This window comes from Actinomadura rudentiformis (assembly GCF_008923185.1).
GTDB lineage: Bacteria > Actinomycetota > Actinomycetes > Streptosporangiales > Streptosporangiaceae > Spirillospora > Spirillospora rudentiformis.
Genome location: NZ_WBMT01000003.1, coordinates 206,147 through 229,742 on the forward strand (window position 1 = coordinate 206,147; position 23,596 = coordinate 229,742).

Sequence of the window (23,596 nt, forward strand, 5' to 3'; positions counted from 1 at the left end):
CACATCCGGCGTGGTCAGCGGGTGGCCCACCGGCCCGGATCGCCGCCCGCGCGGCGGGCGGCCCGGGCTCGGCGCGCCGTGGATTCGACGATCGCGCGGGCCTCACCGAGGTCGCGGTCCGCAGCGGACACGTGAACGGGACCGGGCGGTGCGTCCACATGGACCGTCGCCAGGCCCAGCATGCGCTGCACGAGATTGGCGGTGAGGCGGACACTCTGTGCCCGGGCGTGGGCGATCACGTCCGTACGGCGGCAGGGCCAGCCATGGCGGGACACGAACACCACGTCGTCGGTGCCCGCGCCATCAGCCTGGTCCAGCGAGACACCCTTCGAGGACGACGGCAGGAGGGCCACGGCGTCCACGTTGGTGCCGGGGAAGACCTGGGAGACGAGGCTGAGGGCGATATGGCGCGGGGCCACGGGGAGGAGCACGGAGGACAGCGCCTGCCGCTCCCCCGCGTAGCCGGCGACCGTGACCTCCAGGCGCGCCCACCCGGACGCGCGCCAGAGCGACGGCTCCACGATGCTGACGGCCTGCACGCGACCCGGCGGGACCGTCTGCATACGGGTCTCCAGAAGCCCGTAGCGGAGCCGTACGCCGTCCGGGGACATCGCCACGGTGAAGTTCGCGTACATCACCAGAGGCGCCATCACGGCACGGATCAGCCCGAGCAGCGCCGGGATCGCGACCGCGAGCATGCCCAGCTCGGCGTACACCACCAGGAAGACCAGCGAGAAAACGAAGAGGATCGCCGTCCCGATCACCGGCAGGCGGAACAGCAGCGAACCGAGGAGCGTGCCGAAGCCCACCCGCCAGAGCGGGCGTTCGGGCGCCTCCGGCGTATGGCTGGGCAGTCCGGCGGCCAGGGCGAGGAGCTCCGCCCGAAGCTGGTGCGCCGCGTTCCTGCCCAGATAGCGGAGGACGATCTCGCTCTTCTCGCCGCCCGCCAGCTCCACCCGTACCTCGGCGAGCGAGAAGACCCGCGTCACCAGCGGCCGGACCAGGTCGATGGCCTGGATGCGCGACAGCGGGACCTGGCGCTTGCGCTTGCGCAACATCCCGGTCTCCACGACCAGATCGTCGCCGGAGATCCAGAAGCGCGTGCCCAGCCAGCCCCAGAGCCCCGCGGCCACGGCGATCGCCGCCATCGGCACCGACACGACCAGGAACCGGCCGAGCACCTCGGGGCTGAGCACCAGCGCGGCGCCGCTCTCGGTCCGGGTCAGCAGCAGCGGGAAGCCCAGCAGCACAAAGTAGATGATCAAGATGATGAACGCACGCAGCGGGGCGGTCGCCCAGTGCAGGCGGTGCACGCCCTCGGAGAAGCGCACGGGCGGCCTCGGGCCGTACATCCCGGGAGGGCCATGGCCCGGCGGGCCGTAGGGCGGTCCTGCGGGCCCCGGCGGCCGAGGGGGACCATAGGGCGGCCCCGGACGTCCGAGCGGCCCCTGCGGCCCTGGAGAGCCGTATGGGCCGTAGGGGCCAGGCCGCCCCGGCACGCCGTGTGGTGGGTGAGGGCCGTATCCGCCTGGGGGCGGCGGGCCGTACGGGCCGCTCAAAGTCCCATGCTCCGTTCCTCGCCCTTCTGGGCGAGACGGTCGCGCAGCATCGCGGCCTCGGTCGCGGGCAGCCCGGGGATCACGGCGTCGGTGGCGGCCGCGGCGGTGTGCATCCGGACGGTCGCCACGCCCAGCCACTGCTCCAGCAGGCCCGCGGTCACGTCCACGAACTGCATCCGCCCATACGGGACGACGATGAGCCGCTTGACGAACACTCCATGCGAAAGGATCAGGTCGTCCGCCCGTTCCGCGTACCCCCACGAGCGGTAGGCCAGCTCGGCCACGATCCACGCGAGCGCGACCGACAGCAGCACGGCGACGCCCCACAGGAGCGCTCCCAGCGCCCCGCCGCTGCGCGACATGAGGAAGCCGCCGACGAGCCCGATCGGCACTGCCCAGAGCAGCGCGCTGATCCGCCGGTGCCAGGTGAAACGTTTGGAGATGTGGGCCCATGCCAAGCCGCCCCCGGGCTCGAACGCCTGGTCGGCCGGGTAGCTCGGCGCCTGCGCGGGCGCCGCGGACGCAGGCGTACCGCCGTACGGGGGCGCGCCCTGCCCGCCGCCACCCGGTCCAGAAAAGGGCGGTTGCTCATCATGGGTCGGATTCATCACTGCATAGTCAACCCGAAACCGGCTGAATACCGCGAGCCTTTGTCCATGGCACGATGTCAAGCGTGAGCAGCCGGACAGGCGAAGGCGGTGAACCAGCCCATGAGCGCGAGTGGGCCGTGCGATCTGGACTGAGGAGCGCGCGCAGCGACGAAGGAGCGAGCACGTGACGAGGGAAGATCGCGCGATGGAGCCCGCGAGCCGCCGCGCCGGAGGCGAGGCAATGGGCAGAGAGCGGATCGTCGGCATCGGGGCGGGGGCCAAGGAACTCGCCACCGAGGACATGACCCTCAACATCGGGCCCCAGCACCCGTCCACGCACGGCGTGCTCCGGCTGAGGCTGACCCTGGACGGCGAACGCATCTCGTCGGCCGAGCCGATCATCGGCTACATGCACCGGGGGGCCGAGAAGCTCTTCGAGGTGCGCGACTTCCGCCAGATCATCGTGCTGGCCAACCGGCACGACTGGCTGTCGGCGTTCTCCAACGAGCTCGGCGTGGTGCTGGCGGTCGAACGCATGCTGGGCATGGAGGTGCCCGACCGCGCCACCTGGGCCCGCACCCTGCTCGCCGAGCTCAACCGGGTGCTCAACCACCTGATGTTCCTCGGCTCGTACCCGCTCGAAGTGGGCGCGATCACGCCGATCTTCTACGCGTTCCGGGAGCGCGAGCACCTCCAGCGCGTGATGGAGGAGATCTCCGGCGGCCGCATGCACTACATGTTCAACCGGGTCGGCGGCCTCAAGGAGGACCTGCCGGCCGGATGGACGCACCGTGCCCGCGAGGCCGTCCGCGACGTCCGCTCCCGGATGAGCGAGATCTCAGACCTGATCATGGGAAACGAGATCTTCCGCGCCCGGACCCGCGGGGTGGGCGTCCTCACCGAGGAGCAGATCCTGCAGTACGGGGTGTCCGGCCCGATCGCCCGTGCCTCCGGAGTGGACTTCGACCTGCGCCGGGACGAGCCCTACCTGGCCTACGGCGACCTCGACGTCCGGGTGGTCACCCGGACCGAGGGCGACTGCCTGGCCCGTTTCGAGTGCCTGCTCGACCAGGTGTACGCGTCACTCGACCTGGCCGACGCCTGCCTGGACCGCCTCGGCGAGCTCCCGCCCGGCCCGATCAACCAGCGGCTGCCGAAGGTCCTCAAGGTCCCGGAGGGCCACACCTACGCCTGGACCGAGAACCCACTGGGCCTCAACGGCTACTACCTGGTGTCGCACGGCGAGAAGACCCCCTGGCGCATGAAGCTGCGCTCAGCCTCGTTCAACAACATCCAGGTCCTGTCGGAGCTGCTCCCGGGCACCCTCATCGCCGACATGATCGCCATCCTCGGCTCGATGTTCTTCGTCGTGGGCGACATCGACAAATAACCCATGCCCTGCGGGGATCAGGCCTGGATGTTGTCATCCTCCTCTGCCAGGAGCTCATCGACATCGAGTCCCGCATTCCTCGCGAGCGCGGACACGACCGTGAATGTCTTGCTGGTCGTGTCGACAACCGCTCCCATGTCCTCGTCATGTCGACCCACTCGAGTCTCCAAGGCTCGGACACGCATCTCGATCTCGCTCATCGATGCCGCCACGCTGCTCACTTCCCTTCCTTTGGCGGGCGATGGCATCGCATGCCCCAACAAGACCGGACCAGCGTACGCCGCGTGAATGTCACCACGCAGGCGTTCGATACAGCATGCGACGACCACAACACTTAACGCAATCAGGCGCGGGAGGCGCCGCGGTCCTGGTCTTCCGCGTCGGGGTCCTTGGGGACCCGGCAGGCGTACTCCAGGAAGAACGCGGCACCCACCAGCACCAGGGCGGCCAGGAACGTGCCGCCGCTCACGAAGAAGTCGTTCCTCGGTGTCGGCTTGTCCAGGGCGTCGGTCAGGCTGAGCGCGAACCCGGCGAAGACGCCCGCCAGGACGCCCGCCGCGAGCGCCGTGGCCTTGCCGAGCGCCGCCATGCGGGCGACGACGAGCGGCTCGACCGGTTTGGTGCCGGGCTTGCGGCGGATCCGGCGCAGCGTGTTGACGGCGGTGACCGCCTCGCCGAGCGCCAGCAGGAGCAGCGTCGGCACGGCGGTCCACGGCAGCGGCGGCAGGGAGACGTAGGCGGTGCGCAGCACCGCCCAGGTGATCAACGTGATGATGACCACCAGGCCGGCGAGGAACGGGACGCGCGTGGGCTTCATGCAGGTGGCTGCAGGGTGAGATCGTCACGGCGGCGCACGGTCGAGGGGCCTCCCTCCGCCTGCCGGGCCTCGGCCAGGTCGCCGACCCGCCCGTGCCCGGGCAGGAGGACGTCCGGCTCGATGTCCGCCCACGGCACCAGGACGAACGCCCGCTCGTGCGCGCGGGGGTGCGGCAGGGTGAGGTCCGGGTCGTCCATGGTGACGTTGCCGAACACGACGATGTCGATGTCGAGCGTGCGGGGGCCCCAGCGGACCTCGCGTACTCGCTGCATCGAGTTCTCGATGTTGAGGACGCGTTCGAGGAGGTTCTCCGGTGGGAGCCGGGTGTCGGCCACCAGCACGATGTTGAGGAAGTCGCCCTGCTCGGGCATCGAGACCCCGGGCGGCGCGTACGGCGTGGTCTCGTACACCGGCGACAGTGCCACGAACGTCAGGCCGGGAGCGTCGAACAGCGCGTCGACGGCCTCCTGGATGTTGTCCAGGCGGTCGCCGAGATTGCTGCCAAGGGAGAACACGACACGGTGCTGGACCAGCATGTGGCCACCGGTCGCGGTGCGCTCGGGCGTGTGGATGGGGTCGGACGCGGTCATGGGCGACTCCTCCTGATCTTCACGGCCACGTCCGTGAAGGGGTGCGGCACGGGGGCGCTCGGCTTGTGGACGGTGACCTCGACCTCCGCCACAGGGGCCTCTTTCAGGCAGATCCCTGCCAGCCGTTCGGCCAGTGTCTCGATGAGGTTCACGGGTTCCCCTTCGACGACGGCGACCAGACGGCCGGCGAGCGATCCGTAGTCGACGGTACGGGATAGATCGTCACCGGCGGCGGCGGGGCGGGTGTCGAGGCCCAGTTCGACGTCCACCACGAACTCCTGGCCGAGCTCGCGCTCGGCCGGCAGGCAGCCGTGCCGTCCCCGGGCCCGCAGGCCGCGCAGTTCGATCCGGTCGAGACTCATTCTTCCTCTGCGGTGTTCAGAATGGGCGATCCGTGGTGGAGCAGCAGGCGCCAGGCGCCGTCCGCGCGGACGAAGATATTGGTCGCCACGACCTCTCCGCCAGCGAGGAAACCGGCCTCGGTGTCCTCGTCGGCGGTGAGGATGTTCTCCGAACAGGTCACCACGGCCTGGTCCCCGTGGATATCTGCCTCCACGTTGGTCAGCACAAACTGGATATAGCTCGTATTCGCCATGATCAACGCCCACGATCGCAGCACCTCGTCACGGCCGCGCAACATCGGCCAGCCAGGGTGAACGCAGGTCACGGAGGGCGCGTACGGGCCGTCCGCCCAGAGCGCCGCCATCCGGTCCAGATCTCCGGCCTCGAACGCCGCGTAGAACTCCGCGTTCGCCTCCTCAAGGGCGGCGACCAGGTCGGCTGGGCTCACTGCTCGGGGCTCCCGTCGGATGCGGCGCGCACGGCCGCCGCGACGCGCACGGCGTCCGCGTTCGGCCGTACCCGATGGACGCGGACGCACCACGCGCCCGCGGCGGCGACCAGCGACGTGATCGCCACGGTGGCGTCATCGCAGTCGGTGAACGAACGCGGCGTCCCGTCGTCGGCGGCGAGCAACCGCCCCAGGAACCGCTTGCGAGAGGCCCCCACGAGCACCGGATAGCCGGTGTCCAGCAGCGCGTCCAACCGGGCGATCAGCCGCCAGTTGTGCCCCGCCTCGGGACTCTTCGCGAAACCTAGCCCGGGATCGAGCACGATCATCGACGGATCGACTCCTGCGCCCAGGATCGCGTCCACGCGCCCGAGCAGCTCGTCCCGCACCTCGCGCACGACATCGTCGTAGACGGCGCGCGTCTGCATGTCATGGCTGTGCCCACGCCAGTGCATGACCACGTACGGCACGCCCGTCGCGGCGACCACCCGTGCCATGCCGGGGTCGGCGAGCCCGCCGCTGACGTCGTTGACGAGCCGGGCCCCCGCGGCCACCGCGGCCTCGGCCACCTCGGCCCGCATGGTGTCGACGCTGACCGGCACCCCCTCGGCGCTCAGCGCCTCGATGACGGGCACGACCCGGCGCAGCTCCTCCTCCTGCGAGACCCGCTGGGCCCCGGGCCGGGTGGACTCGCCCCCCACGTCCACCACGTCGGCGCCCTCCGCGACCAGGTCGATCCCATGCCGGATCGCCTTGTCCGGATCGAACCAGGCCCCACCGTCGGAGAACGAGTCCGGAGTCACATTGACCACGCCCATGACAAGGCATCGCCCCGCCGTTGGGAGCCCAGGCACACCGGCTGTGGTCATGCCATCAACCCTATGCCTTGATCGAAGTGCTCATTGCTTCGCGGCCCCTGCTGTGGAAGGCCGCGCAACAGATCACACCCAACATGGCGGCTGGGCCGCCCAGCGGCGACACAGGGCGTCAGCGGACGCTAACCCATGATGAGGCCCATGGCCTCGGCTCGGGTTTCGGCGTGTTCGCGGAAGTCGCCGCGGACGGCGGAGGTGACGGTCTTGGCACCCGGCTTGCGGACGCCGCGCATGGTCATGCAGAGGTGCTCGGCCTCGATCACGACGATGACGCCGCGGGGCTCCAGGATGCGCATGAGGGCGTCGGCGACCTGGCTGGTCAGGCGTTCCTGGACCTGGGGGCGGCGGGCGTAGACGTCGACCAGGCGGGCCAGCTTGGAGAGGCCGGTGATCTGGCCGCTGTCGTTGGGCGTGTAGCCCACGTGCGCGACGCCGTGGAAGGGGACGAGGTGGTGTTCGCAGACGGAGTAGACCTCGATGTCCTTGACCAGGACCATCTCGTCGTGGTCGGCCTCGAAGACCTTGTTGAGGACGTCCTCGGGCTTCTGGTGGAGGCCGGCGAACTGCTCGGCGTACGCGCGGGCGACGCGGGCCGGGGTGTCGCGCAGGCCGTCACGGTCGGGGTCCTCGCCGATGGCGTGCAGGATCTCGCGGACGGCCTTTTCGATCCGGGCATGGTCGAAGCCCGGGGGAAGATCCCCCAGGGCCTCGTCCTCGTCGTACGGAAAAACCAATTCGGTCAGCTTTCAGGTGCCGGATCGACGGCCGGCTCCGGGTCACCGGCGGACTGGCCGTTGCCCTTGGTCAGGTCGGCGACGTCCTGAGGCCCCATCAGGGCGAGCTCCTTGGGCGTCAGCACCGGCGGGCGGTCCGACGGCAGGCGCTTGCCGTAACCGGTGTAGGACTTCTGCAGCGGCCGCTTCTGGATCGGCGCGAAGATCTCCAACACCTGGTCCTTGGAGAGGGTCTCCTTCTCCATCAGGTTGACCACGAGGTCGTCCAGAACGTCCCGGTATTCGACCAGGATCTCCCAGGCGGTGTCGTGGGCGCCCTCGATGTAGCGGCGGACCTCGTCGTCGATCGCGGAGGCGATGTCCTCGGAGTAGTCCCGCTCGTGGCCCACGTCGCGGCCGAGGAAGACCTCGCCCGCGCCGGTGCCGAACTTGCGGGCGCCGAGGCGCTCGCTCATGCCGTACTCGGTGACCATGTTGCGGGCGATCGAGGTCGCCTTCTCGATGTCGTTGGCCGCGCCCGTGGTGGGCTCGTGGAAGACGAGCTCCTCGGCGGTACGGCCCCCCAGCAGCATGGCGAGCTGGTCGTTCATCTCCGAGCGCGTGGTGAGGAACTTGTCCTCCATCGGCAGGGTCATGGTGTAACCCAGGGCCCGGCCGCGCGGCAGGATCGTCACCTTGTGCACGGGGTCGGCGTTCGGCAGCGCGTGCGCCACCAGAGCGTGCCCGCCCTCGTGGTAGGCGATGATCTTCTTTTCCTTCTCGGACATGACGCGGGTCTTGCGCTCCGGCCCGGCCATCACGCGGTCGATGGACTCCTCAAGGGTGTCCATGTCGATCAGCTTGCGATCGAAGCGAGCGGTGAGCAGCGCCGCCTCGTTGATCACGTTGGCCAGGTCGGCGCCGGTGAAGCCCGGCGTCCGGCGCGCGATCACGTCGAGGTCGACGTCCGGGGCGAACGGCTTGCCGCGGCCGTGCACCCGGAGGATGCCCTTGCGGCCTTCCAGGTCGGGGCGGTCGACCGTGACCTGCCGGTCGAAGCGGCCCGGGCGCAGCAGCGCCGGGTCGAGGATGTCCGGCCGGTTGGTCGCGGCGATCAGGATCACGCCGCCCTTGACGTCGAAGCCGTCCATCTCGACGAGCAGCTGGTTGAGGGTCTGCTCGCGCTCGTCGTGGCCACCGCCGAGCCCGGCACCGCGGTGCCGGCCGACGGCGTCGATCTCGTCGATGAAGATGATCGAGGGGGCGTTGGCCTTGGCCTGCTCGAACAGGTCGCGAACGCGGGACGCGCCGACACCGACGAACATCTCGACGAAGTCCGAACCGGAGATCGAGTAGAACGGCACGCCGGCCTCGCCCGCGACGGCACGCGCCAGCAGGGTCTTACCGGTACCGGGCGGGCCGTACAGCAGCACGCCCTTGGGGATCTTGGCACCGATGGACTGGAACTTGGCCGGATTCTGGAGGAAGTCCTTGATCTCCTCCAGCTCTTCCAGTGCCTCGTCCGCGCCCGCGACGTCGGCGAACGTCGTCTTCGGCGTGTCCTTGGTGATCAACTTGGCCTTGGACTTGCCGAAGTTCATCACGCGAGAGCCGCCGCCCTGCATCTGGTTCATGATGAACAGGAAGATCAGCACGATGACCACGATGGGCAGCAGGCTGAACAGCAGGTTCAAGAAGAAGCTCTGCTTGGGAACCTCGACGTTGTAGCCACCCGAAAGGCTCCCGGCCTGCGCCTGCTGTTGCAGCGCGCGCTGGAGCTCGATGCCCTGGCCGTCGACCCAGGAGGCCTGCTGTTGCTTGCCGTCCTTGAGGGTGACCTCGATCCGCTGGTCCTTGTCGATGATCTTGGCGGACTTCACCTGCCCGCTCTGGATCTCCGAGACCACTTTGGAGGTGTCGGTCTTCTCGTACGAACGGCCGGGGTTGATCCCCCACATCACGAGGGCGATCAAGAGGCCGAACAGCAGGATCCACAGCAGCGGCCCGCGAAAGTAGCGCTTCACGTCCATTTATCCGGTCACCCCTTCCGGGGCCCGTCCCTCCTGACCAACGTCTGTGAACCGGCTCCGAGCACGTCAGGCCCGTCGAATCGGGGCCCGTCGCCCGCCGGGGCGGCCTTCGTCAAGCAGTGTCCCCGGCCGAGGCCCGGGATACCGAAGGTACACCGGCAGCACAGGGGACGCAGCCTGCGCCGATCCCCTGATCCGTTCGATATACCCTTCAACGCCCCTTGCAACGATCCGCGCAGGCGCCTTGTTCCCGGTCAGGCCCCGTCGCCGCCGTACACGTGTGGCGCCAGGGTCCCGACGAACGGAAGGTTCCGGTATTTCTCGGCGTAGTCCAGCCCGTAACCGACCACGAACTCGTTCGGAATGTCGAATCCAAGGTACTTGCAGTCAATCTCTGTCTTGACCGCTTCCGGCTTGCGCAGCAGCGCGCAGATCTGCAGCGACGCGGGCCCGCGCGAACGCAGATTGCTGACCAGCCAGGACAGCGTCAGCCCCGAGTCGATGATGTCCTCGACGATGAGGACGTGCCGGTCCAGGATGTCGGTGTCCAGGTCCTTGAGGATCCGCACCACGCCGGACGACTTGGTGCCCGAGCCGTACGAGGACACCGCCATCCAGTCCATGGAGGCGGGCGCGTGCAAGGCCCGCGCCAGGTCGGCCATGATCATTACGGCGCCCTTGAGCACGCCCACCAGCAGCAGATCCTTGCCGGCGTAGTCGGCGTCGATCTGCGCGGCCAGCTCGCGCACCTTGGCCTGCAGCTGGTCCTCGGGGATGAGCACCTTCGCCAGGTCGGCGCCCAGATCCTTCTCGTCCACAAACCCACCCTCATGGAGACGAATGCGCTGCGTGGCAGCGCGCACACGGCACGGCTCCGTCCGCACGCAGGCCACAGCACCTACTGCTGGACGCGGCGCGGCGGGAGGCCTGTCCCGAACAGCAGCTTCCCATACCGGCGGAACGCTCGTACGCCCGCTGGAAGGTCGACGTGCTGCTGGCCGTGCCAGGCCGTGACCAGCCGATCCACTGCATCAACATGGACGGCCGCGAGCGTACCCGGTGGGCTGCCCGCCTCGATCGCCGCCATCCGCAATACCCGGGTCCGCAGCGCGCGAGGCAACTCCGCGAGCCCCTCCACCGGCAGGCCCTCAACCGCCAGCAATTCGGCTGAGAGCGGAGCGGAGGGGTCGGCTGAGGGCGGAGCGGAGGGCTCGGCGGAGGGCTCGGCGGCGCGCTGAGTCGTCGCCTGGGGGTCTTGGGCCGTCAGGAGGTCCTGGTAGGCGCGTTCGGCCAAGGACTCCAGGGCGTCTGCATCGTCGCGGAGCATCCGGGCGGTGCGCGCCAGGGCGTCGGCCACCCCGGGGCCGAGGGTTTTTTCCAGTACGGGCAGTGCCTCATTCCGTACGCGAACACGCTTGTAGGAGGGGTCTTCGTTGTGAGGGTCGTCCCACGGTTCGAGGCCCAATGCCTCGCAGGCTCGGCGAGTGGTGGCGCGTTCGGTCTCCAGCAGAGGCCGCAGGTATCGGACCCCTGACGGCCGTTCGAACGCGGAGGGCATTCCGGCCAGGGAACGGGCGCCGGAACCGCGCGCCAGGCCGAGAAGGACCGTCTCCGCCTGATCGTCGCGGGTGTGCCCGAGGAGAACGGCGGCCGCGCCCAGCCGGGCCGCGGACTTGTCCAGGGCCGCGTACCTCGCCTCTCGCGCGGCGTTCTCCGGGCCGCCCTCCCGGCCGACGGTCACCGCGACCGATCCGGCGGGGTCGAGCCCGAGGTCGGCCATGGTCCGGACGAGGCGTGCCGCGCGTTCATCCGAGCCTTGCTGCAGGCCATGGTCGATCGTCACCCCGCCAGCACGGCGACCGTGGCGCGGGGCTTCGAAGGCGAGCGCCGCCGCCAGCGCCAGCGAGTCGGCGCCACCGCTGCAGGCCACCAGCACCAAGGCGCCCGGCGGCACAGCGTCAAGCGCCTGCCGGACCGCCACCCGTACCGCCGCGACGGCCGGATCGGGCCCCATGAGCTCCCCTCTCGTCAACCTGCGGCCAGGACGCCGCAGGTCAACGAAACCACGCGCCACCGACAATGACCCCGGCGGTGACGCGAGGCACGCCGGGCGAGCGGGTCGGGTGGGGTCAGGCCTCGTTGACCTCGGGCGGGGCGTCGAGCTCGCGGGGGCCGATGACCCGGTTCATCCAGTCGGCCGGTTCCTTGATCTCGGCGTGCGTCGGCAAGGTCTCCGGGGACTGCCAGATCTTGTTGAAGCCGTCCATGCCGACCTCGGTGACGACGCGGCGAACGAAGCGTGAACCTTCCGCGTACTGCTTCATCTTGAGATCGATCCCGAGGACGCGGCGGATCGTCTTGTCCATCCGCGAGCCGCCGTCACGCCGTCCCTGGAAGCGTGCGCGGATCTGCTGCACCGACGGCACGACCTCGGGACCGACGGCGTCCATCACGTAGTCGCCGTGCCCCTCGACGAGCGTCATGACGGCGGTGAGCCGGTCCAGGATCTCGCGCTGCTCGGGCGACTGGATCGCGTCGATCAGCGTGGAGTCGCCGCCCCGGACGGCGTCGGCGACCGCCTCGGCCGCGTCCCGGAGCCGGTCCAGCATCGCGCCCGGATCCAGGTCGGACGCGAGCAGGAACTTGGTCATCTGGTCCTGCACGTACTCGCGCAGCCACGGCACGCCCGTGAACTGCGTGCGGTGCGTCTCCTCATGGAGGCACACCCACAGCCGGAAGTCACGCGTGTCCACGCCGAGCTCCTGCTCGACGTGGACGATGTTGGGCGCGACGAGAGTGAGCCGGCCGGTCGGCGCGCGCCCGGACGGATCCGGCGGCAGGAACAGCTCGTACTGCCCCAGCACGCGGCCCGCCATGTACGCGAGGATGGCGCCGACCTGCATCCCGGTCACCCGGGAGCCGACGGCCTGGACCATCACGCCACCCGCTCCGCTGCTGAGCAGACCGGTGCCACGCCGCTCCTGCATCTGCTCCATGAGCGGTTCGAGCACCACTTTGAAGCCGTCCACATTGGCCCGGATCCAGCCCGGACGGTCCACGATCGTGGCCGGCGCGGGATCCTGCTCTGCCTGGATGCCCGTGAAGTCGAGGACGTGCCCCTGCGCGACCCTGGACAGCGCGCGGAGCTCGTCGACGACCTGGCGGGCCTCTTCGTGGCTGACCTGCGGGCCCGGCCGGACAAGCCGGGTCCCCGTCTGGACGGCCACGTTCCAGTCGATCATTGAGGCGCTCATACATCCCACCGTACGTTTCGACACGGCGCCCGGGCGCCCCTGCACACACGTTCAACGAACAACCGTTTTGGTTATCTCCCGCGGGGCCTTTTCCCACACTTGCCCCAGTTGGGGGCAGTCAGCAGCCGCAGGCGGCGAGGGTACTGGCCAACCGATCCAGCTTGCCTGGATCGACGGGACCCTTGCCGTCGCCGGCCATGAAGGCGAAGGCCAGCAGGCGTCCGTCGGCGTCGTGGGCGATCCCGGCGAGGGTGCTGACTCCGGAGAGGGTTCCGGTCTTGGCCCGGACCATCCCGGCTCCGGCCTGGCTGCCGGGGCCCCTGTAGCGGGGTGGGCCGAGGGTGCCGGAGAAGCCCGCGACCGGCATTCCGGTGACCGCGGCTCGCAGCTCAGGGCGTTCGGGGGACGCGGCCAGGGCGGCGATCCGGGCGAGGGCGAGGGGAGTGATCTGGTTGCGCGGCGAGAGACCGCTGCCGTCGTTGGTCAGCACTCCGTCGGCGACGCCCAGCGCACCCAGGACCTCGCGTACGGCCTGTGCTCCACCGGCGAACGTGACGGGCTGGCCACGCTTGACCGCCACCTGGCGCAGAACGGCTTCCGCCACATCGTTGTCACTGTGCGTCATGAGGTATTCGACGAACGTGGCCAGCGTGGGCGATTGCACGGCCCCCAGCCGCCGGGCCTCGGTTGGCGCCTGCGTCTGCCGTCCGGCCGTGGCCTTCACCCCGTTCCGGCTCAGTAGCGTGGCGAACGTCGCGGCGGCGGCCCGGGGCGGATCTCCAACACGGGTGTTCTTCTCCGGATCACCGGGAGCCAGGCGACCCGCGTCCACCGTCAACGCGGAAACAGGGGCGACCTCGCCGTCCGGGAGATAGTTGGGCTTCCAGGTAGCGGCCGTGCGAGGCCCCTGGTAGGCCGAGACGTCGAAATCCACTCGCACGCGCCGTACACCGGTTGCCTTGAGCGCCGTCGCGGTCTGCCGGGCCAGATCGACGAACGAGGCGAACTCTGGATCTCCCGAGCCCGAAGCTGACTCCGAACGTGGCGTGGAGGGGTGCGCAGTCACGGTAGGATCCCCGCCGCCGACCAGTACCACGCTGTCACCAGAGCCCTTGACCGCCTGTGTGGTGATCCGGTGCGCGGGGCCCAGTGCGGCCAGAGCGGCCACCGAGGTCACCAGCTTGGTGGTCGAGGCCGGGGTGGCGGGACGGTCGGCACGCTGCTGGAACAGGACGCGGCGGGTCGTCGCGTCGATCACCACGGCGTTGATCTTCTCGCCGGGGCCGCCGATCAGGGCGTTCAGGCGGGTGGCCAGGACGCCCGCGTTCGGGACCCGGGCGGCCCGGTCCATGGCCGGCAGCACGGCCGCGGCCAGCACGGCCTCACGGCCCGCCACCGTCGGCGGCCACGGGGAAAGCCGCCGATCAGGTGTGAGTTTCGCCACTGCGACGCCCGCGCCGAGAGTGAAGACGTTAAGGAGGGACAGTGTGATCATGGCGAGGGTGAGGGCCCTTCCGCGCACGTAACCGCCCCTCTCCCACTCAGCACTCATCAACGTGCGACATCCTTATATATGGGAACACCCACCCTGTGCGGGCCGCCTGCGGCCGCACAGGCTCCCGAAAGCCTAAACACTGCGAACACGCGGGGAGCGGAGGACATCTTGGAATTCGACGTCGTCATTGAGATCCCGAGGGGCAGCCGGAACAAGTACGAGGTGGACCACGAGACCGGCCGCATCCGGCTGGACCGCATGCTCTTCACGTCCACCCAGTACCCGGCCGACTACGGGTTCGTCGAGGACACGCTCGGCGAGGACGGTGACCCGCTCGACGCGCTGGTCATCCTCCAGGAGCCGACGTTCCCGGGGTGCCTCATCAAGTGCCGCGCCGTCGGCATGTTCCGGATGACCGACGAGGCCGGCGGTGACGACAAGGTCCTGTGCGTACCCGCGACCGACCCGCGCAGCGAGCACCTGCGGGACATCCACCACGTCCCGGAGTTCGACCGCCTGGAGATCCAGCACTTCTTCGAGGTCTACAAGGACCTCGAGCCCGGCAAGTCCGTCGAGGGCGCCAACTGGGTCGGGCGTGTCGAGGCCGAGGCCGAGATCGAGCGCTCCCTCAAGCGCCAGGCGGAGAGGGTCGCGCAGGGCGGCCACTGACCCGTCGCGCCGGACGGTGCCGGTCTGCTCCCCGCGCCGCCGTTCGAGACAGGACATCGGAACGCTTCCGTACGAGACGGCTCGTACGGAAGCGTTCCGCTCTCCGGAGACCCTTCAGCCCGCTGGGAACGTCGCTTTTCAGGCCGCTGGCCGCGCCTTCAGCCCGCTGGACGCGTCGCGCCGATGAGGCCGTGGCGGTGGATGGTGGAGATGCGCACCCGGGCGCCGGTGTAGGGCGCCTCGACCATGCGTCCCTGGCCGATGTAGATGCCGACGTGGTGGATGGTGTCGGGGTTCGAGGTGTTGTTCGCGAAGAAGACCAGATCACCGGCCCGCAGATTGCTGAGCGGCACGTGCGGGCCTGAGGTCCATTGCGTGCCCGTCCAGTGGTCGAGCCGGACGCCCGCCTTGCTCCACGCGTACAGCGCCAGTCCAGAGCAGTCGAAGCCGAAGATGTTCGAACCGTGGGCGATGCCGTAGCTGGGCCCGCGGGAGTTTCCGCCGCCCCACGAGTACGGCGTGCCGAGCCATTTGAGCGCCGCCCGCACGACCACCGAGCCCCGGCCCGTCCCCCGCGCCAGCGCGATCGCCGAACGCCCCGAACCGCCGTAGGCCAGCCGCACCCGCCGTGCCTCTGCTCTGGCCAGCGCGGCCGCACGTGCCCTTTGCAGGCGGGCGGCACGTTGCTCGGCGGCGCCGAGGCGCTGCTCCAGACGCCGCTTCTCGGCCCCGATCCGGCCGACGGCCGCCCGTTGGCGCTCCACCGCGCTGACCGCGATGCTCCGCGCGTCCTGCGCCCGCCGCGTCGCCGCGTTCTGCTCGTTGAGCGCGACCTGCGACTGCCTGCGGAACACGTCGGCTACGTTCCTCGCAGCCTCCACCTTCTGAACGGCGCCGGTACGTTTGCGCGCCAGCATCTCCATCATCCCGGCGCGGTCCATGAAGCCCTGCGGGCCGCCGTTCCCCGCCACTGCAGCTGACCAGGGGTTGTAGCCGGTATCGGCCTGATAGGCCTCGGCGGCGAACGTCGCCATCTCCGCCTGGGCCGCCGCCAGACGCCCGTTGGCCTGAGTCAGTCGAGCCTGGGTGTCGGCATAGGCCTGACCAGCCTGCTGCAGCCTGACGACCTCGCCGTTGTAACGCTCCACCGCCACGGCCGCCGCCACAGCGAGACGCTCAAGCCCCGAATTGGCCTGGGCGAGCAGCGCCTTGGTGCGGCCGACGTCCTTGGCCCGTTCGTCGACCTCACGCCGGCTCTCGCGGACGTCGCGCGCACTCGGCGCGGGCTTCGCCTGAACGGCCGGTACGTACAGCCCCGCGACCGCCAACGCGATCCCGGACGACACGGCCATCAGACGGCGCTGTGCTGTGCTCGGTGATGGAAACACGGTCCCCCCTGCCGTGAATCACCTGCCGAAAGTGATCTGTGACAGAGAGTAGTTCACACAGGCACCAGCAACGAACTCCCGTCACAGAGGTCGCAGTGGTTATTACCCGCAGTGATCCTTTCGCACACCCAGCAGCCGTACTATCCACGGCCGCACGGTCGTACGCGGCAACGGCACGCGCGGATAGCTGAAAATCGGGACTGCCGCGCCGTAAGCGGCCCGCAACTCGGCCGCCTTGCACCAGTCCGCAGGTGTACGCGTCGCCGCCCAAGCGGCCGCCATCGCCGTCCGGTACTCGGGTCGCCGCTCCCACAGCCGCAGCAACGCCACGGTCGCGCGCGCCGCCGAGTACCCGTCGTCCGGATAGGCACCGCCCGCGAGATATGCGGCGGTCGCCTGGCCCCCATGCGGAGTCCCCAGTGCCCACGTCCAGTTGGCCACGACCAGCTCCCGCACTTCCAACGGCAAGCCGTCCGCCGCCGCGTACATCCGTTCCCGCCGTCCACCCCCGAGCCGCCGCGTGTCCAGCAACCACCCCAAGTCCTGCTCCCAAACCGCCAGGGTCCCCGAAGCGCGGCTCCTCATAGCGGAGCCGACCGGCGGGATCGCAGTTGGGGTTTCGGGTGGGTGATTCGAGGGCGCGGGAAGGGTCGGGGCCGGGCGGATGGCGTGCGGGGTCGTCCCATCCAGGCCGTCCTGTGCCAGCCAGGACAGGAGGGTGAGGCCGCGGGCGGCTTGGAGGCGGCAGAGTTCGACGACCTCGCGGCGGGTGCGGGCGGCGGGCTCGGTCCAGAGGGGCCATTCGACCAGCTGGATCTGGGCGACGAGGCGGGCCAGTTCGGGCGGGACAGGGCGTGGGCTCACCCGTGACTCCGGTCGTTGCGCGAACGCAGGCCCACTCAGGGTCATCCGGAGCCCTTCGGTTCGGGGGTGGGCTCCGAGGCGGGCGGCGACTGCGGCGGCGGGTCGGATGCCGGTGTCGACGGTGGCGGGGGCGGTGGGGGCGGGGGTTCGCTGCTCGACGGTGGCGGGTCCGACTGCGGGGGCGGGTCGGAATTCGGCGGCGACGAAGGCTGGGGCGAGGAAGGCGGCGGGGTGCTGGGTTTCGATGGGGGCGGCGTACCCGGCGAGGTGGGCGTGGGTGACGGCGTGCCGGGGTCCGTGGGCGTGGGAGACGGGCGAGGCTCGGGGCGCCAGGTGATGTGGACCTGCTGGCCGCCGGGCAGGAAGGTGATGCCGCCCTCTCCGTGACCGCCGGGCCGGCGGAAGACACGGACGGCGAGTGTGACCGACTGGCCGTTCTGGAGGCGGCCGGAGGAGCTGCTCGGCCGCACGGGACCCCACGCCTTGGCGCGCCACGTGACCGGGCCGCCATCGGCTCGGAGGGTGACCGCGGTCTCCGAGCCGCCCGCCAGGTCGACGTACAGCGGGGACACCGAAAGCGTTCCGCTGCCACCGGGCCGGCCTGGGGATCGCCCACCGTCATCGGGGGCCGCGTGGTACTCCCTGCGCGGCGGTGACGGCAGTGCGGTGGGCGGGGCAGCCGAACGGCGCGCCCCGAGGGGGAAGGTCGCGGACACCGGCGAACCGGCGAACTCACCCGCTCCAGGGTCGGCAGGCAGATCGTATGGCGCTCCGGTGGGCGGGAGGATCGGGGCCACGCCAGGACTCGGTACGCGCCCCGACGCGATCGTTCCGGTCTGCCGGTCGTTGGCGCCGACGAGCCAGTTGAACGCCGCGGCTCCGGCGCCGAGAAGGAGGATGACGACCGCGGCGACTGCCAATCCTCGCGCGCCTGCCAGCAAACGCCCGTCCCGCACGACGCCGGCCACCGGGCCGACCACGGAGCCGACCATGGAGATGCGGCGCTCGTCCGCCCCCGTGCCGGGCGACGTGCCGCCGGGCGACGAGCCGACAGCCGAAGGGCCGCTGGGCTGCGCACCGCCGGGTGGCGCCGCGCCGGATGGTGTGCGGCGCCCTTCGCCCCGTCGCAGCCCAGGGCGGCGGCGGCCGCCCTGCCACCAGGGCAAGGCGCCGCCGCGTGAGAGGCCGGGGCGGCGCGGGAGAACGGTGCGGCGCGGCTGTACCGGGAAGCCACCCGGCGTGAACTCGGTGATCCGGGTCGCCACGAACAGCCGGTATCCCACGAGCTCTGGGTCAAGGAAGCAGCTCATGACGCGCAGGCGCAGCGCGTCCGGCGGCTCGGCCTGCGGCAGGAGCCCGTACACCTTGGCGGCCGAGACCGTTCGCGGCCGGAACGCCCCGCACAGCGGGCATTCCTCGGCGTGACGCAGCAGCCGGAGGCGCAGATCGTGGTCCATCTCACCGCGGCGTCCCCGGAGGATCACGCCGCGTTCGGGGCAGCCGTACGGCCCCTGATGCGCAAGGATCTCGGCTGTCAGAGCCACGCCGAGCTCGTCATGCGCCTGCTCAAGTGCGCTTTGGGCCTCCTTGACCGGCAGGTCGAACACGGCGGCCAGGTCCGGCACGGAGAGCTGGTGCCGCACGCGCAGCTCCAGGATCTCCCGGCTGAGCGGCGCCAAGCCCAGCACGGCCTGCCACGCCATGATGCGCTGGTCGACGTCCTCCTGATCATGGCTGGCGACCGGCAGGTCCGGCGGCTGACTGCCGTACGGCATCCGGCGCCCGCACTCCAGCCGCGCGATGGCGTACAGCCACGGCCCGAAGCGGTCCGGATCGCGCAGCCTGTCGATTTGCGACTCGGCAACGATGAACGTGTCGCGCAGCGCCACCTGGGCGGCGTCACGGCCGCGCAACTGGAACCAGCAGTACGCGTAAAGGCGGTCGGCGTACGCCTCGTACAACGCGGCGGGCGCACCGGAGTCTCGTGATCGCAAAGCCTCGACCAGGAGGTGGTCATTCATGCTACTGAAACTAAAGGTTCCGCAGTCTCTTCATGGGCGATTTCAAAGGATCGAGCTCCAATGGCCGCAATGTTTTGGGCCGACCATGGAGCGTGAACCGCTATTCCATCCAAGAGTGATGTACTTAATGGCATTAGTCGGGATTGTACGGCTTGTCGGACTATAGAGATCGATAGCCCGGACCTGCGTCGCCTACCTCAACGCATTCAGAGAAACACGGGGAGCTATGGGGCTGGTCGAGCGGCAGGGCCCGGCATTAATGACAGATCGAAATTGCGATACGGGGATCCGGCATCCGACGTTCCTACTTGCGGAAAAGCGTCTCCAACATCGGCGGAAGCATCTGTTCCGCAGCGGCTGTCACTGTCGCGACCTGCGCGCTGGTGAACACCACGGGCCGGGCCGAAAGCACATCCGGCAGTGGACGGGCCGCCACGAAGAGCACTCCGCCATGACGCAGCCCGCTCCGCGGCACTTTCGCCCCATGGACCGAGACCATCGGCGTCACCGGCACCTCGTGGTCAAGCTCCAGCGAGAGCACCTCGGCGACCGTCCGGGCGGCTCGCGTGGCGGCACCGGCAAGGTCCCCCGCGGGCTTGTTGCCCACCCACAGCCGTCGCCCCTCGGAGCGCAACCGCAGGCCCCAGCGCCACCGCCGGCTGGCGATGGCGTACACGCCGGTGATCCCGATGACCAGATGGTCGAGGTTGGTCGCCGGTGCCCCCGGCAGCGCCCGGTCGTGCAGAACCTTGAAACCCGAGGGATCCAGCCTCGCGAGGCTGCGCCCGGTGCGGCGCTCAGCCACCGCGCCCTGCCGCCAGCTGGTCGCCGGGCTCGGGCGGGTGCGCTCGTAGACGGTGAACGCGGCGAACGCGGCCATGGCGGTGCCCGGACCGGCCCACCACACGCTGAATCCGGCCACGACGACCCCGATGCCGCAGGCCAGGACGCCACGAAGCAGGAGCCGTTCCTGCCGGTGTTCCGCGACGAGCATGCGATATCGCGACCAGGCAGAGGCTCCGGCGTTGGACGTGCCGACACCGATGATCCGCACCGAACGCCCCTTCTCCTCCAGCCGTCCAGGGCTGCCCAAGTCGCCAGCGTGAGCCCCTGACGTCGCGAGTTCAAGGACTTTGACCTTCTTGATGCCGACTCGGGGGAAAGTCCATGATCACTCAACGCAGTTGACACTGTCATTATTACAGTGTCACTATCGGAACCATGGAGCGCACCTGGACCATCACCGAGCTGGCGGACCGCGCCGTCGCGGCCCTCTCCGCCGACGGCTCCCCGCGGGCCAACGGCCGGGTGCGCGATCTCCCCAACGAGCGGCTGATCCGCTGGTACACCACGATCGGCCTGGTGGACCCGCCCCTGGGCCGCCGCGGCCGCACCGCGCTGTACGGTCACCGCCATCTCCTCCAGCTGGTCGCGATCAAGCGCCGCCAGGCCGCCGGCCGCTCGATCGCCGAGATCCAGACCGAGCTCACCGGCGCGCCTGACGCCACCCTCGAGGAGATCGCCCAGCTCCCCGCCCCTCTCGACGAGCCCGGCAACGGGCCCCTACCGGCAGCGGCGACCCCGACCCGTGGCCGCTTCTGGACCACGCCCCCCAGCAGCGCAGTCACCTCCGAAGCCGCCGCGACGTTCGATGGTTCGCCCACGCCGTACGACCCGCCCGCGGGTCGGCAGGAAGCCGCACAGTCGGAGGGCGCGTCGGAGAGCGCTCAGATCGTGCAAGGTGTACGGCTGGGGCCTGACCTCACGCTGCTTTTGAACGTTCCGTCACTCGATGAAGCCGACCTCGCCGCGATCGAGACGGCGGCGCGGCCCCTGCTGGACGAGCTCCGGCGGCGCGGCCTGATCGGCGAAGACACCCATCCCCAGTCCGCCGCCACTCCCGGGAGGTCCTCGTGACCGTGCACATCACACCGCTGCCAGAGCCCGTAGCGCCGTCCCCGGCACCTGACGGCGGACTCGGCGCACTCGCCACGGACAAGGGCAACCTGCCGCTCGACTCCGTCGACGTGCACGCCGCCATCACCGGCCTGGCCGCCGGCATCGAGGTCGTGCAGGGGTTCCGCAACCCGTTCGACGTACCGCTGGAGGCCACGTACATCTTTCCGCTGCCGGACCGCGCGGCCGTCACCGCGATGCGCATGGAGGCGGCCGACCGGGTGATCGAAGGCATGCTCAAGGAACGCGGCCAGGCGCGCCAGGACTACGACGACGCCATCGCCGCGGGCAAGCGCGCTGCGATCGCCGAGGAGGAACGCCCCGATGTCTTCACCATGCGGGTCGGGAACATCCTCCCCGGCGAGCGGGTGACGATCCGCTTGACCCTCAACCAGCCGTTGCCGTACGAGGACGATGCCGCGACCTTCCGGTTCCCGCTCGTGGTGGCCCCGCGGTTCATCCCCGGCGCCCCGTTGGACGACGCGCCCGCGGGCAACGGCGTCTCACCCGACACCGACGCGGTGCCGGACGCCTCGCGGATCAGCCCTCCGGTGTTGCTGCCCGGTTTCCCCAATCCGGTGCGCATGTCGGTCACCACGGACATCGATCCGGCCGGGCTGCCGCTCACCGAGATCCGTTCCGCGCTGCACGTCGTCGCCGAAAGCCGGCAGAACGGCGAGAGCCGAGAGACCGGCCAGGGCGGCCGGACGACCGTCCGCCTTCAGCCCGGCGAACGCCTCAACAGGGACTTCATCCTGCGCCTCGCCTACGCGCCGCAGGACGGCGGTGACGAGGCGGTGGCGCTGGCTCTCACTCCGGACGAATCAGAGGAAAAGGACGACACAGGGGAAGACACGTTCGCCGGGGAAGGCACGTTCACACTGACGGTGTTGCCGTCGGGCGCGTCCCAGCGGCGTTCCCGTGACGTCGTCCTCATCCTCGACCGTTCCGGCAGCATGCACGGCTGGAAGATGATCGCGGCACGGCGCGCCGCGGCGCGGATCGTCGACACGCTCACCGGCGATGACCGCTTCGCTGTGCTCTCCTTCGACAACGTCATCGAACGGCCGCGCGACCTGGACACCGGGCTGTCCCCGGCGACCGACCGCAACCGGTTCCGTGCGGTCGAGCACCTCGCCTCGGTCCAGGCTCGTGGCGGCACGCAGATGTTGCAGCCGCTGGAGGAGGCGTGCACGCTGCTGGCCGACTCCGCCAACGACCGGGTGATCGTGCTCATCACGGACGGCCAGGTCGGCAACGAGGACCAGATCCTCCGGCACCTGGCACCGCGCCTGCGCGGCGTCCGCGTCCACACGGTCGGCATCGACCGGGCCGTGAACGCGGGTTTCCTGCGCCGCCTCGCCGCCGACGGCGAAGGGCGATGCGAGCTCGTCGAGTCCGAGGACCGGCTCGACGAGGCGATGGAGCACATCCACCACCGCATCGGCGCCCCGATCGCCACCGATCTGACCCTGCATCCCGAAGGTCTCGAGCTGGTGCCCGACACGGTCGCGCCTCGGCGCCTCGGCGCGTTGTTCCCGGGCGTACCGCTGGTGATCTCCGGCCGGTACCGCGGCGCCTCGCCGTCCGGGGCCCTGACCGTACGCGGCGTCGCATCCGACCGCACGCCATGGGAACAGACCGCAGCCGGCACCGTGACCAAGGACGCCGCAACCGCGGCCGTCTGGGCCCGCGCGCATCTGCGCGACCTTGAGGACCGTTATGCGGTCGACGGCGGCGACGACCTCGAACGCCGCATCGTCGACACGTCACTGCGCTTCGGTGTGCTCTGCAGGTTCACCGCGTTCGTGGCGGTGGACAGCCGGGTCGTGGCCGAACGCGAAGGCTCACCCCATCAAGTCGTCCAGCCGGTCGAGATGCCTGATGGATGGGGCGCGGAGGCCGCCATGGCGCCAGGGGATTCGATGCGGCTGGCCGCACCTGGGGCGGCCCTGCCCATGGCCTATGGGAGCGCGCCGCTGTCCGCCCAGGGCTCGGCCCCTGCGGCAGACCTTTTCGGAGCACCCCTTGCGCCGCCAGCCGCTGGAGCACCCCCAGCGGCCCCTGCCGCTCCCGGCGGTTTCCGTGGGAGCAGTGCGCGGCCAGTAGAACCCGGAAGCGCTCCGGAGTCTGCCGCTTCTGCCTCACCGGCGTCCGGACGTCGCCGCGCTGGCAGGCCAGGTGGCAGGCATGGAAGTGTCCGCTCAGCCCAGGCGCTGTCCGAAGCCCGCCGTGAACTCAGCAAAGTGCTCCAGCGGCTCCGGCAGGTCGGCGAGCAACGCGACGTACAGCACCTCAAGGAACTGCTCACCAGGCTGGCGCCGATCGTTCAACGCCTGGAAGGGCGAGGTGTCGACAGCGAACTCGTCGCACCGCTCGCGGCGCTGGCGACAGACCTCCAGGTCGTACGAGCCGGAACCGCCCTCGCGGATCTCGACGCGCTTTGGGAGCGTGCCCTGCAGGTCCTAGCCGACTTCACCGGCGATTCCGGCAAGAGCGCCACCGGCAAGGACACCAGGCGTGCCTTCTGGAAGCGCAACAACTAGAAAAACGTGGGCGTCCTCCCGGGTCAGAAGGAGGACGCCCACGTCGACG

General features: G+C 70.1%; 22 protein-coding genes. 4 read left to right on the plus strand and 18 right to left on the minus strand.

The window, feature by feature from the left end; translation table 11 throughout:
* Positions 1–14: 14 nt before the first annotated feature.
* Both F8566_RS07545 and F8566_RS07550 read right to left on the minus strand, forming a co-directional pair.
* Positions 15–1,352: a PH domain-containing protein gene (locus F8566_RS07545; protein ID WP_225992941.1), complete on the minus strand. Its 1,338-nt coding sequence runs from the start codon at positions 1,350–1,352 to the stop codon at positions 15–17.
* Positions 1,353–1,555: 203 nt separating this feature from the next.
* On the minus strand, positions 1,556–2,167 hold the full coding sequence (locus F8566_RS07550; protein WP_151559217.1) for a PH domain-containing protein: 612 nt from the start codon (positions 2,165–2,167) through the stop codon (positions 1,556–1,558).
* 223 nt (positions 2,168–2,390) lie between these two features.
* Between F8566_RS07550 and F8566_RS07555 the strand changes: the two genes are divergently transcribed.
* A complete protein-coding gene (locus tag F8566_RS07555; protein ID WP_151559504.1) occupies positions 2,391–3,539 on the plus strand; it encodes an NADH-quinone oxidoreductase subunit D in 1,149 nt (382 codons plus the stop codon).
* Between the two features lie 17 nt (positions 3,540–3,556).
* Here F8566_RS07555 and F8566_RS07560 read toward each other — a convergent pair whose 3' ends face one another.
* The 12 genes from F8566_RS07560 to dacB form a co-directional block, all read right to left on the minus strand.
* The gene (locus tag F8566_RS07560; RefSeq protein ID WP_151559218.1) at positions 3,557–3,760 is read right to left on the minus strand and encodes a hypothetical protein; all 204 of its coding nucleotides are present in this window, start codon (positions 3,758–3,760) and stop codon (positions 3,557–3,559) included.
* A 122-nt stretch (positions 3,761–3,882) separates the two neighbouring features.
* Positions 3,883–4,356 carry a DUF3180 domain-containing protein gene (locus tag F8566_RS07565; RefSeq protein ID WP_151559219.1) on the minus strand — a complete coding sequence of 158 codons (474 nt, stop codon included), beginning with the start codon at positions 4,354–4,356 and terminating at the stop codon, positions 3,883–3,885.
* Complete coding sequence (gene folK / locus F8566_RS07570; protein WP_151559220.1) at positions 4,353–4,946, minus strand: 2-amino-4-hydroxy-6-hydroxymethyldihydropteridine diphosphokinase; 594 nt, start codon at positions 4,944–4,946, stop codon at positions 4,353–4,355. Before folK ends, F8566_RS07565 begins: the two co-directional genes overlap by 4 nt.
* Positions 4,943–5,308, minus strand: a complete 366-nt coding sequence (gene folB / locus F8566_RS07575; protein WP_151559221.1) for a dihydroneopterin aldolase — start codon at positions 5,306–5,308, stop codon at positions 4,943–4,945. Before folB ends, folK begins: the two co-directional genes overlap by 4 nt.
* Complete coding sequence (locus F8566_RS07580) at positions 5,305–5,736, minus strand: nuclear transport factor 2 family protein (protein ID WP_151559222.1); 432 nt, start codon at positions 5,734–5,736, stop codon at positions 5,305–5,307. The genes folB and F8566_RS07580 overlap by 4 nt, the downstream gene beginning before the upstream one ends.
* Complete coding sequence (gene folP / locus F8566_RS07585; RefSeq protein ID WP_151559223.1) at positions 5,733–6,605, minus strand: dihydropteroate synthase; 873 nt, start codon at positions 6,603–6,605, stop codon at positions 5,733–5,735. The genes F8566_RS07580 and folP overlap by 4 nt, the downstream gene beginning before the upstream one ends.
* 128 nt (positions 6,606–6,733) lie before the next feature.
* A complete protein-coding gene (gene folE / locus F8566_RS07590; RefSeq protein WP_404800273.1) occupies positions 6,734–7,345 on the minus strand; it encodes a GTP cyclohydrolase I FolE in 612 nt (203 codons plus the stop codon).
* A gap of 5 nt (positions 7,346–7,350) precedes the next feature.
* Positions 7,351–9,354: an ATP-dependent zinc metalloprotease FtsH gene (gene ftsH, locus F8566_RS07595; RefSeq protein WP_151559224.1), complete on the minus strand. Its 2,004-nt coding sequence runs from the start codon at positions 9,352–9,354 to the stop codon at positions 7,351–7,353.
* A gap of 254 nt (positions 9,355–9,608) precedes the next feature.
* The gene (gene hpt, locus F8566_RS07600) at positions 9,609–10,172 is read right to left on the minus strand and encodes a hypoxanthine phosphoribosyltransferase (protein WP_151559225.1); all 564 of its coding nucleotides are present in this window, start codon (positions 10,170–10,172) and stop codon (positions 9,609–9,611) included.
* 80 nt (positions 10,173–10,252) lie between these two features.
* Positions 10,253–11,368, minus strand: a complete 1,116-nt coding sequence (gene tilS, locus F8566_RS07605) for a tRNA lysidine(34) synthetase TilS (protein WP_151559226.1) — start codon at positions 11,366–11,368, stop codon at positions 10,253–10,255.
* Between the two features lie 115 nt (positions 11,369–11,483).
* Positions 11,484–12,596, minus strand: coding sequence for a zinc-dependent metalloprotease (locus tag F8566_RS07610; protein ID WP_151559506.1), 1,113 nt, complete (start codon positions 12,594–12,596; stop codon positions 11,484–11,486).
* Positions 12,597–12,726: 130 nt separating this feature from the next.
* Positions 12,727–14,160, minus strand: coding sequence for a D-alanyl-D-alanine carboxypeptidase/D-alanyl-D-alanine endopeptidase (gene dacB / locus F8566_RS07615; RefSeq protein WP_192809563.1), 1,434 nt, complete (start codon positions 14,158–14,160; stop codon positions 12,727–12,729).
* Between the two features lie 111 nt (positions 14,161–14,271).
* Here dacB and F8566_RS07620 point away from each other — a divergent pair, with 111 nt between their 5' ends.
* A complete protein-coding gene (locus F8566_RS07620) occupies positions 14,272–14,772 on the plus strand; it encodes an inorganic diphosphatase (RefSeq protein ID WP_151559227.1) in 501 nt (166 codons plus the stop codon).
* A gap of 158 nt (positions 14,773–14,930) precedes the next feature.
* Here F8566_RS07620 and F8566_RS07625 read toward each other — a convergent pair whose 3' ends face one another.
* The 4 genes from F8566_RS07625 to F8566_RS07640 all read right to left on the minus strand — a co-directional run bounded on the left by F8566_RS07625 (position 14,931) and on the right by F8566_RS07640 (position 20,138).
* On the minus strand, positions 14,931–16,124 hold the full coding sequence (locus F8566_RS07625) for an NlpC/P60 family protein (protein WP_151559228.1): 1,194 nt from the start codon (positions 16,122–16,124) through the stop codon (positions 14,931–14,933).
* Between the two features lie 138 nt (positions 16,125–16,262).
* Entirely contained in the window at positions 16,263–17,024 is a 762-nt protein-coding gene (locus F8566_RS07630) for a hypothetical protein (RefSeq protein WP_151559229.1), read from the minus strand.
* A gap of 41 nt (positions 17,025–17,065) precedes the next feature.
* Positions 17,066–19,045: an RNA polymerase sigma factor gene (locus F8566_RS49680; RefSeq protein WP_192809564.1), complete on the minus strand. Its 1,980-nt coding sequence runs from the start codon at positions 19,043–19,045 to the stop codon at positions 17,066–17,068.
* A gap of 304 nt (positions 19,046–19,349) precedes the next feature.
* Complete coding sequence (locus F8566_RS07640) at positions 19,350–20,138, minus strand: nuclease-related domain-containing protein (RefSeq protein ID WP_151559230.1); 789 nt, start codon at positions 20,136–20,138, stop codon at positions 19,350–19,352.
* Positions 20,139–20,266: 128 nt separating this feature from the next.
* Here F8566_RS07640 and F8566_RS07645 point away from each other — a divergent pair, with 128 nt between their 5' ends.
* A complete protein-coding gene (locus tag F8566_RS07645; protein ID WP_151559231.1) occupies positions 20,267–20,962 on the plus strand; it encodes a MerR family transcriptional regulator in 696 nt (231 codons plus the stop codon).
* Entirely contained in the window at positions 20,959–23,547 is a 2,589-nt protein-coding gene (locus F8566_RS07650; protein WP_151559232.1) for a VIT domain-containing protein, read from the plus strand. Before F8566_RS07645 ends, F8566_RS07650 begins: the two co-directional genes overlap by 4 nt.
* Positions 23,548–23,596 lie beyond the last annotated feature (49 nt).